Origin of the sequence: Methylobacterium sp. CCH5-D2 (assembly GCF_001556475.1) — a bacterium.
In the GTDB taxonomy this organism is placed as follows: domain Bacteria; phylum Pseudomonadota; class Alphaproteobacteria; order Rhizobiales; family Beijerinckiaceae; genus Methylobacterium; species Methylobacterium hispanicum.
Genome location: NZ_LSIX01000675.1, coordinates 1 through 2,455, shown reverse-complemented (window position 1 = coordinate 2,455; position 2,455 = coordinate 1). Strand labels below are relative to the sequence as shown.

The window sequence follows — 2,455 nt, the reverse complement described above, 5'->3', positions numbered from 1 at the left end:
CCGAGATCGAGACCGACAAGGCCACGATGGAGGTCGAGGCCATCGACGAGGGCGTGCTCGCCAAGATTCTGATCGCGGAGGGCACCGAGGGGGTCGCCGTCAACACGCCGATCGCGATCATCGCCGGCGAGGGCGAGGATGTGGCTGCCGCCGCGGCTTCCGGGGGCAAGGGCAAGCCCAACGGCGCCGCCCAGGGCGGCCAGCCGGCCCCGACGCCCGATATGCAGGCCGAGGGACTGGCCGAGAAGCCGGCGCCCGCCGCCAAGACGGGCGACGACGCCCAGCGCGCTCCGGCCGCGCCCGCCACCATCACCAACAAGGCCAAGGAGCCGGTGATGGAGGAGTTCCCGGCCGGCACCGAGATGGTGACGATGACCGTGCGCGAGGCGTTGCGCGACGCCATGGCCGAGGAGATGCGCCGCGACGGCGACGTCTTCATCATGGGCGAGGAGGTCGCCGAGTACCAGGGCGCCTACAAGGTCACCCAGAACCTGCTGCAGGAGTTCGGCGCGCGGCGCGTGGTCGACACCCCCATCACCGAGCACGGTTTTGCCGGCATCGGCGTCGGCGCGGCCCTGTCGGGCTTGAAGCCGATCGTCGAGTTCATGACCTTCAACTTCGCCATGCAGGCGATCGACCACATCATCAACTCGGCCGCCAAGACGCTCTACATGTCGGGCGGCCAGCTCGGCTGCCCGATCGTGTTCCGGGGCCCGAACGGCGCCGCCGCCCGCGTGGGTGCCCAGCACAGCCACGACTACGCCGCCTGGTACTCGAACGTGCCCGGCCTCAAGGTGATCGCGCCCTACACGGCCTCCGACGCGAAGGGCCTGCTCAAGGCCGCGATCCGCGATCCGAACCCGGTGATCTTCCTCGAGAACGAGATCCTGTACGGCCAGTCCTTCCCGGTGCCGAAGCTCGATGACTTCGTGCTGCCGATCGGCAAGGCCCGGGTGCACCGCCAGGGCTCGGACGTCACCATCGTGTCCTTCGCCATCGGCATGACCTACGCGCTCAAGGCCGCGCAGGCGCTGGCCGAGCAGGGCATCGAGGCCGAGGTGATCGACCTGCGCACGATCCGCCCGATGGACACCGACACGGTGGTCGAGTCGGTCAAGAAGACCGGCCGCTGCATCACGGTCGAGGAGGGTTTCCCGCAATCCGGCATCGGCGCCGAGATCGTGGCCCGCCTGATGGTCGACGCCTTCGACTACCTCGACGCGCCGGTGATCCGCATCACCGGCAAGGACGTCCCGATGCCCTACGCGGCCAATCTCGAGAAGCTCGCGCTGCCCTCCGTGGCCGAGGTCGTCGAGGCCGCCAAGAGCGTCTGCTACAAGTAGGCCCGCGCGCCGCTCATCCCCCGCGCCTCCGCGCGGGGCGACACCGAGAGGGCTGCCAGCCATGAGCCAAGCGTTCGAGGAACTCTCCGTGCCCCCCGACGTCGCCGAGAACGGCGGCGTCGAGGTTCTGCGCGCCATCGTGGTGGACGGCGCGGTCAGCGTCGCCCTGCGGCGCTCCTTCGACGATCCGGCGACCTGGGGCCGCCTCCTCATGGACCTCGCCCGGCAGGCCGCTCGCGCCTACGCGCTGGAGACCGAGATGTCGGAGGAGGAGGCGTTCGAGCGCATCCGCGCGGGAATCGAGGCGGACAGCCTCGATTCCGGCGACCTCAACTAGCGGCGACTGCCCCATGGGAGCGCCCGCCCACCGACCCGCGACCTACGCCGACCTCCAGGCCGTGCCGGAGCATCTGGTCGCGGAGATCATCGACGGCGCGCTGGAGACGCATCCCCGTCCGCGCCCGAGACATGCCGTCGTCGCCGCTGAATTGACCGCCGAGCTGGTTCCGCCTTTCGGTCGCGGGCGCGGTGGCCCCGGCGGATGGATTTTCATGGTCGAGCCCGAACTGCATCTCGGGACGCAGGTCGTGGTGCCGAACATCGCTGGGTGGCGTCGCTCCCGCCTGCCGACAGAACCCGAAACGGCCTTCATCGAGACGCCGCCGGACTGGGTCTGCGAGATCCTGTCGCCGTCGACCACCCGGATCGACCGGGGGCCGAAGCGCCGCATCTACGCTGAATTCGGCGTCGGCCATCTCTGGCTGCTCGATCCGACGGCCGGCCTGCTCGAATCCTTCACCCTGACCGAGGGCACGTGGCGCCTCGACGGCACCGTCCAGCGCGGTGAGACCGTGGCACTGCCGCCCTTCGATGCCGTCCCGTTCCCGCTCGACGACCTGTTCGCCTTCGACGATCCGGCCGCCCCGTCACCGTCCGAGACCTGAGACCATGCCGATCAACGTCCTGATGCCCGCCCTCTCCCCCACGATGGAGAAGGGCAACCTCGCCAAGTGGCTCAAGAAGGAGGGCGACGCGATCAAGTCCGGCGACGTGCTGGCCGAGATCGAGACCGACAAGGCCACGATGGAGGTCGAGGCCATCGACGAGGGCGT

4 protein-coding genes are annotated in these 2,455 nt (G+C 69.6%); all 4 read left to right on the top strand.

Translation table 11 applies throughout. The features are described from left to right. On the top strand, nt 1-1,343 hold a 1,343-nt coding region (locus tag AX737_RS17890; RefSeq protein ID WP_066923799.1), incomplete at its 5' end, for a pyruvate dehydrogenase complex E1 component subunit beta. Nucleotides 1,344-1,404: 61 nt separating this feature from the next. Then, on the top strand, nt 1,405-1,680 hold the full coding sequence (locus AX737_RS17885; RefSeq protein ID WP_066923797.1) for a DUF5076 domain-containing protein: 276 nt from the start codon (nt 1,405-1,407) through the stop codon (nt 1,678-1,680). Between the two features lie 13 nt (nt 1,681-1,693). After that, nucleotides 1,694-2,287, top strand: a complete 594-nt coding sequence (locus AX737_RS17880; protein ID WP_066923795.1) for a Uma2 family endonuclease — start codon at nt 1,694-1,696, stop codon at nt 2,285-2,287. 4 nt (nt 2,288-2,291) lie between these two features. Further along, nucleotides 2,292-2,455, top strand: a 164-nt coding sequence (locus AX737_RS32205; RefSeq protein ID WP_156453810.1) for a biotin/lipoyl-containing protein, incomplete at its 3' end; no start/stop codon positions are given.

Excerpts from the sequence above, each read along its gene's own strand:
- AX737_RS17885 (WP_066923797.1), top strand. The coding sequence starts at position 1,405 with ATGAGCCAAGCGTTCGAGGAACTCTCCGTGCCCCCCGACGTCGCCGAG.
- AX737_RS17880 (WP_066923795.1), top strand. The coding sequence starts at position 1,694 with ATGGGAGCGCCCGCCCACCGACCCGCGACCTACGCCGACCTCCAGGCC.